General features: G+C 72.3%; 4 protein-coding genes. 2 read left to right on the top strand and 2 right to left on the bottom strand.

The window, feature by feature from the left end:
• Positions 1–160 precede the first annotated feature (160 nt).
• Positions 161–1,312 (bottom strand): Gfo/Idh/MocA family protein, encoded by a 1,152-nt coding sequence (locus ACWCRB_RS01450; protein WP_450994050.1) that lies wholly within the window; start codon positions 1,310–1,312, stop codon positions 161–163.
• A 111-nt stretch (positions 1,313–1,423) separates the two neighbouring features.
• Between ACWCRB_RS01450 and ACWCRB_RS01445 the strand changes: the two genes are divergently transcribed.
• A complete protein-coding gene (locus ACWCRB_RS01445) occupies positions 1,424–2,473 on the top strand; it encodes a LacI family DNA-binding transcriptional regulator (protein ID WP_450994049.1) in 1,050 nt (349 codons plus the stop codon).
• A gap of 111 nt (positions 2,474–2,584) precedes the next feature.
• Here ACWCRB_RS01445 and ACWCRB_RS01440 read toward each other — a convergent pair whose 3' ends face one another.
• On the bottom strand, positions 2,585–4,333 hold the full coding sequence (locus tag ACWCRB_RS01440) for a helix-turn-helix domain-containing protein (RefSeq protein ID WP_450994048.1): 1,749 nt from the start codon (positions 4,331–4,333) through the stop codon (positions 2,585–2,587).
• A 146-nt stretch (positions 4,334–4,479) separates the two neighbouring features.
• Here ACWCRB_RS01440 and ACWCRB_RS01435 point away from each other — a divergent pair, with 146 nt between their 5' ends.
• Positions 4,480–6,219 (top strand): FAD-dependent oxidoreductase, encoded by a 1,740-nt coding sequence (locus ACWCRB_RS01435; protein ID WP_450994047.1) that lies wholly within the window; start codon positions 4,480–4,482, stop codon positions 6,217–6,219.
• Positions 6,220–6,238: the final 19 nt, after the last annotated feature.

Below are 6,238 nucleotides of genomic sequence, written 5' to 3'. Positions count from 1 at the left end.
GAAGCCGCCAAGGCTGCGGCGGAGGCTGCGAAGAAGAAGTCTCATACGGGGTCCAAGGGGGCTCGGGGGAACGCTCCGCAGGTACGGCGACGGGTGGTGTGTCGAACGGCCCGTTCCGCAGCGCGGAGGCGTTGTTGAAGAAGATGCTGCCCCCACCGCGTCACACCGTCTCCCACGCCCCCGACTCCACAGACCGACCCATCGCATCCACAGCGGCAGCGCTCCGCACCCCATCCGCCAACGTCGCCCCGTACGCCGTCCCCTCAGCCACGGACCGCACAAACCGATACGCCTCGATCACCTTCAGATCGTCGTACCCCATCGCATTCGCCGCCCCCGGCTGAAACGCCCCGAACTCCCCGTCCCCCGGCCCGACGAACACCGTGCTCACCGGCTGATCCTGATACGAAGCCCCCGTACTCACGCCCAGCTCGTTCATTCGCCGGAAGTCCCAGAACACCGCACCCTTCGTACCGTGCACCTCGAACCCGTAGTTGTTCTGCTCCCCGACCGACACCCGGCAAGCCTCAAGGACCCCCCGCGCGCCCGAGGCGAACCGCAGCAGGCAGGACACGTAGTCCTCGTTCTCCACGGGCCCCAACTCACCACCCGACGCCCGCGCATGCCCCGCCGTCGCACCCGTCGGACGGGCCCGCTCAGGCACGAACACCGCCGTGTCGGCGATCAGCGCGGAGATGTCGCCGAGCAGGAAACGGGCCAGGTCCGCGCCGTGCGAGGCGAGGTCGCCCAGGACTCCGCTGCCGCCCCGCTCCCGCTCGTACCGCCAGGTCAGCGCCCCGTCCGGATGGGCCGCGTAGTCGCTGAAGAGGCGGACGCGGACATGCGTGACCGTGCCGATCTCGCCGGAGGCGATGAGCTGCCTGGCCCGCTCCACGGCAGGGGCGTTGCGGTAGTTGAAGCCGACCGTGCCCTGGACGCCGGCCTTGGCGACCGCGTCGGCGACCGCGCCCGCGTCGGCCCCCGACAGGCCCACCGGCTTCTCGATCCAGATGTGCTTGCCCGCCTCGGCCATCGCGACGCCGATCTCCCGGTGCAGGAAGTTGGGCGCGGTGATGCTGACCGCCTGCACGCGCGGATCGGCGGCCACGGCACGCCAGTCACGGGTCGTCGAGGCGAACCCGAACTGCGCGGCGGCCTCCTCGGCCCGGCCCGGCACCTCCTCGGCGACCATGACCAGTTCGGGCCGCAGCCCCAGCTGCGGGAAGTGGTGCGCCAGGCGGACGTACGCCTGGGTGTGCACCCGTCCCATCCAGCCGAACCCCACGACGGCGACACCGAGCGTACTTGCCATGACAGCCCCTCTTTGGACCGGTCCAGAACATTTCCCACTCACCCTCGGTGCCTTCGGCCTTTGCTGTCAACCCTTTGACAGGACATGGAGATCTGTGGAACGGTCCAAGGCATGAGACCGCCGACCATCCGAGACGTCGCCGAACGCGCCGGTGTGTCGAAGTCCCTGGTCTCGCTGGTGCTGCGCGGCTCCGAACAGGTGCGTCCCGAGAAGCGCGCGGCCGTCCAACTCGCCGTACGGGAGCTGGGCTACCGGCCGAACGCCGCCGCGCGCAGCCTCAGCGAACAGCGCACCCGAACCGTCGGCGTCCTCCTCAACGACCTGCGCAACCCCTGGTTCGTCGACCTGCTCGACGGACTCAACTCCCTCCTCCACGACAACGGCCTGCACATGCTGCTCGCCGACGCCCGTCTCAACCGGCGCAGCGGCCAGGACCTCACCGGCCCCTTCCGCGACCTCGGCGTCGACGGCCTGATCGTGGTCGGCACCCTGCCCGACCCCGCGGTCCTCGGCACCCTCGCCGAGCGCATCCCGGTCGTCGTCGCGGGTGCCCGCGAGCCCGTGCTGCCCGGCGTGGACGTGGTCGCCAACGACGACGAACACGGCGCCCGGATCGCCACCGAGTACCTGATCGGGCTGGGCCATCGCCGGATCGCCCACATCGCCGGGTACGGCGCCGTCGGTGAGCTGCGTCGGCGCAGCTTCGAGGCGACCATGCGCGCGCACGGTCTGGCGGACAGCGCGCTCGTCGAGGCCGGCGACCTGACCGAGGAGGGCGGCTACCGAAGTACCGTCCGGCTGCTCGGGGACCCTGCCAATCGGCCCACCGCCGTCTTCGCCGTCAACGACATGACTGCCGTGGGCGCGTTCTCCGCCGCCGAGGAACTGGGGCTGAGCGTCCCGCGCGACCTGTCGGTCATCGGCTACGACAACACCAACATCTCCCGGCTGCGCCACGTCTGGCTGACCACCGTGGACAACGCCGGCCACGAGGTCGGCCGCCGCGCCGCCCGCTGCCTCCTCGACCGGCTCGACCTGCCCGCCGGCCCGGTCAGCGTCCACCTGGCCGCCCCGACCCTGGAGATCCGGGGGACGACGGCACCACCGGCCCCAGGGTCTGTCGTGCGGAGCGGGCCGAAAGGAAGCGACGGCACTTCGTGAGCACCGGTGAGCGGGGCGATGTGCGCCCGCCTCGGAGCGACTGACGCCACCGGCACCTCGCGCATCCCGCGGCCTGATCCGAACGGCGGGCTCCAGGTCCGTGGGGCCGCCTCAGGCCCGGTACTCCCGCAGCTTCCGGTAGAGCGTCGCGCGGGCGATGCCCAGGGCCGTCGCCGTACGGGCCTTGTTGCCGCCGTTGCGGCGCAGTGCCTCCAGGATCGCGGTGCGCTCGGCGTGCTCCATCGGGCTGAGCGGGCGCGCGGCGGGCCCTTCCCTTACCGGGTCCGGGAGTTCGGCCCGCCGGACGGGTCCCGACGCCCGCCGGGTCTCCGCCAACGTCCGTACCAGGTGGGCGAGTTCGGTCAGGTTCCCGGGCCACGGGTGCCGCTCCAGCGCCCGTAGCGCGTCCAGTGTCCAGGTGAGCGGCGGTGTGCCGTCGACCGGTCTCGGGGCCAGGGCGGGGAGCAACTCACGGATGTCCTCCGGGCGTTCACGCAGCGCGGGCAGGGTGACCGAGCGGGCGGCCAGGGTGTCCAGGAGCCGTTGGAGGCACGGGCCCGGGGGCGTGCCCGGTGTGTACGTCGCCAGCAGGTGGACGTCCGGATGCTCGTCGAGGAAGCCGTTCAGTGCGGCGACGTCCGACTGGGCGAGCCGCTCGGCGTGCCGGAGGAGCAGTGGGCGGTCGCCCGTCAACGTGCCGTCCCCCAGGCCCAGTTCCGGCGCCTCGGCGGCATCGAGGACCAACGGTTCGGTGCCGCCGAGCAGTTCGCGGGCCAGCGCGGTCTTGCCGGAGCCGCGCTCCCCGGTCAGCAGGAGCGGTTCGCTGCCGTGCGCCAACTCCCTTGCCCGGCCCACCGCGTGGCGCCACGGCACCGAACTCCCGGCCAGCCGCCCCGCCGCCGGACGCGGCAACGCCCGTACCACCGCACCCTCGGTGACCGGCTCCAGCACGGCGACGATCCCGAGCACCCGGCCACCGCCCTGCTCCCGCACCGGACGGAACTCGGCGGTGCAGCCCGCCCCTTCGGGCAGTGCGATGTCGTACGACTCGACAGGCGCCGCCGACCGCAGCAGCGCCCGCGCGCCCCGCTCCAGCGACTCCAGCACCTGCGGCGACACCAGCCGCACCGCCGCCTCGCTGACCAGCCGGTTACGCCCGTCCAGGGCCACCACCGCCCGCTCCTGAACGCCCGCCGGTCCGCCTGTCGCGCGGGTGTAGGCGTCGAGGAGTGTCCGTTCCGCCGAGCGGGAGCGGGCCAGCAGCTCCGCCTCGACCGCCGCCGCTGCCGCCTCAGCCAGGGCGGCCCCGGGATGCGGACCGGCGTCGGCGCACAGACCGGAAGCGACCGTGATCGTGCCGAGGGGGCGGCCGGACTCCGGGGCGAACACCGGCACGCTGACCGCCGACACGTTCTGCCACACGTCGAGGAAGTGCTCGGGGCCGTGCACCTCGGCGCGCCGCCGGGTGCGCAGGGCGAGCGCCGCGCTGTTGTGCCCGACCTCCCGCTCGGCCAGATCGCGGTGCAACTCCCCGCCGGGCGCACCGCCCGCCGACCACAGCACCCGCAGCCGCTCGTCGGTCAGCAGCAGCGCCGACCGGCCGGTGCCGAGCGCCGGGGCGAGCCGTTCGAGGACCGGCCCGGCCGCCGCCAGCAACACCGAACCGACCACCAGACCGTCGACGGAGGCGGGCTCGCGCACATCGTGCCGTACGCCGAGGAAGCGGGCGCGCCGCCAGGCGGCGACGGTCTCGTCGGGGACGTCGTCGGGCAGCGGACGCCCGGTCAGGAACCGCTGACGTGCCTGACTGAGCAGGAGGAGGGCGGGGGAGCCCTGGGCTGTTTCTTCGGCTGTGGTCATGGCACCACTCACGGTATCGGGCCGGGTCCGGAGACCGTCGGAGAGGTGCTGAAGAGTGTGGAGTGTCTCGTATTGAGACACCCGGAAACCGCCGTTCCGCTCCACGATCACGGATGGCCGTCCGTCCGGAATCTGGAGCGTCTCCCGTGCACACCGTTGTCGACACCGACGTACTGATCGTGGGCAGCGGCCCGGCCGGGGCGTCGGCCGCGCTCGCGCTGAGCACCTACGGCGTGCCCAACATCGTCGTCACCCGGTACGCGAGCCTCGCCGACACACCCCGCGCGCACATCACCAACCAGCGCACGATGGAGGTCCTGCGCGACCTCGGCGTCGAGGAGGACGTGGTCGCCAAGGCCACGCCCCAGCACCTCATGGGCAACACGACCTTCTGCACCAGTCTGGCCGGCGAGGAACTGGGCCGGGTCCGCTCCTGGGGCAACGACCCGCTGGTCCAGGCCGCGCACGACCTGGCCAGCCCTACTCGGATGTGCGACATGCCGCAGCATCTGATGGAGCCGGTCCTCGTCGACGCGGCCGTCGCGCGTGGCACCCGACTCCGGTTCCAGACCGAGTATCTGACGCATACTCAGGACGCGTCCGGTGTGACGGCCACCGTTCGCGACCGGCTGCGCGGCGACACGTACGAGATCCGCGCCCGCTATCTGATCGGTGCCGACGGCGGCCGGTCCAAGGTCGCCGAGGACGCCGGACTGCCCATGGGCGGTCAGATGGGCGTCGCGGGCAGCATCAACATCGTCTTCGACGCCGACCTCAGCGCGTACACGGCCCATCGCCCCTCGACCCTCTACTGGGTCCTCGCCCCCGGGGCCACCGTCGGTGGCATCGGCGCGGGCCTCGTCCGCAACGTCCGCCCCTGGAACGAGTGGATGATCGTCTGGGGCTACGACGTGACCGCCGGCGCCCCCGACCTCACCACCGAGTACGCCGAGGGAGTCGTGCGCAGGCTCGTCGGTGACGACGACATCCCCGTCACCATCAAGTCGTCCTCGGCCTGGACGGTCAACGAGATGTACGCCGAGACCTACGCCAACGGGCGCGTCCTCTGCGCCGGTGACGCCGTCCACCGGCACCCGCCGTCCAACGGGCTCGGCTCGAACACCTCCATCCAGGACGCCTACAACCTGGCCTGGAAGCTGAAACTGGTCCTCGACGGGGTCGCCACCCCCGCGCTGCTCGACACCTACACCGCCGAACGCGCCCCCGTCGGCAAGCAGATCGTCACCCGCGCCAACAAGTCCATCGCCGAGACCGCCCCGATCTTCGAGGCGCTCGACGGGCTCTCCCCGCAGACCCCCGAGGAGCTGTGGGCCAACATCGCCGCCCGCAAGGACGCCACCGAGGCCGCCGCGAAGCAGCGCGCCCGGCTGCGCGAGGCGATCGCCGCCAAGGTGTACGAGTTCAACGCCCACGGAGTCGACCTCAACCAGCGCTACGAGTCCGCCGCGATCGTCCCCGACGGCACCCCCGACCCCGGCTTCGCCCGCGACCCCGAGCTGTACCACCAGCCCTCCACCCGCCCCGGCGCCAGGATCCCGCACGCCTGGCTCACCTCCGGCACCCGCACCCTGTCCACCCTCGACACCGTGGGCCGGGGCCGCTTCACCCTCCTCACGGGCATCGGCGGCGACGCCTGGGTGCGTGCGGCGAAGGCCCAGCCCCTCGACATCGCCACGGTCGTCGTCGGCCCCGGCCAGGAGTACGAGGACCCGTACGGCGACTGGGCCGGCCTCAGCGAGGTGTCCGACGCGGGCGTGCTCCTCGTACGCCCGGACGGGTTCGTCGCCTTCCGACACGCCGAAGCGGCCGAGAACGCCGAACAGTTGCTGACGGACGCGCTGCGGCAGATCCTCGGACATGCCTGACGGGACGGGACGAGGAGCA

This window comes from Streptomyces sp. NPDC002156, assembly GCF_053593675.1.
This window is presented reverse-complemented; position numbering and strand designations above follow the sequence as displayed.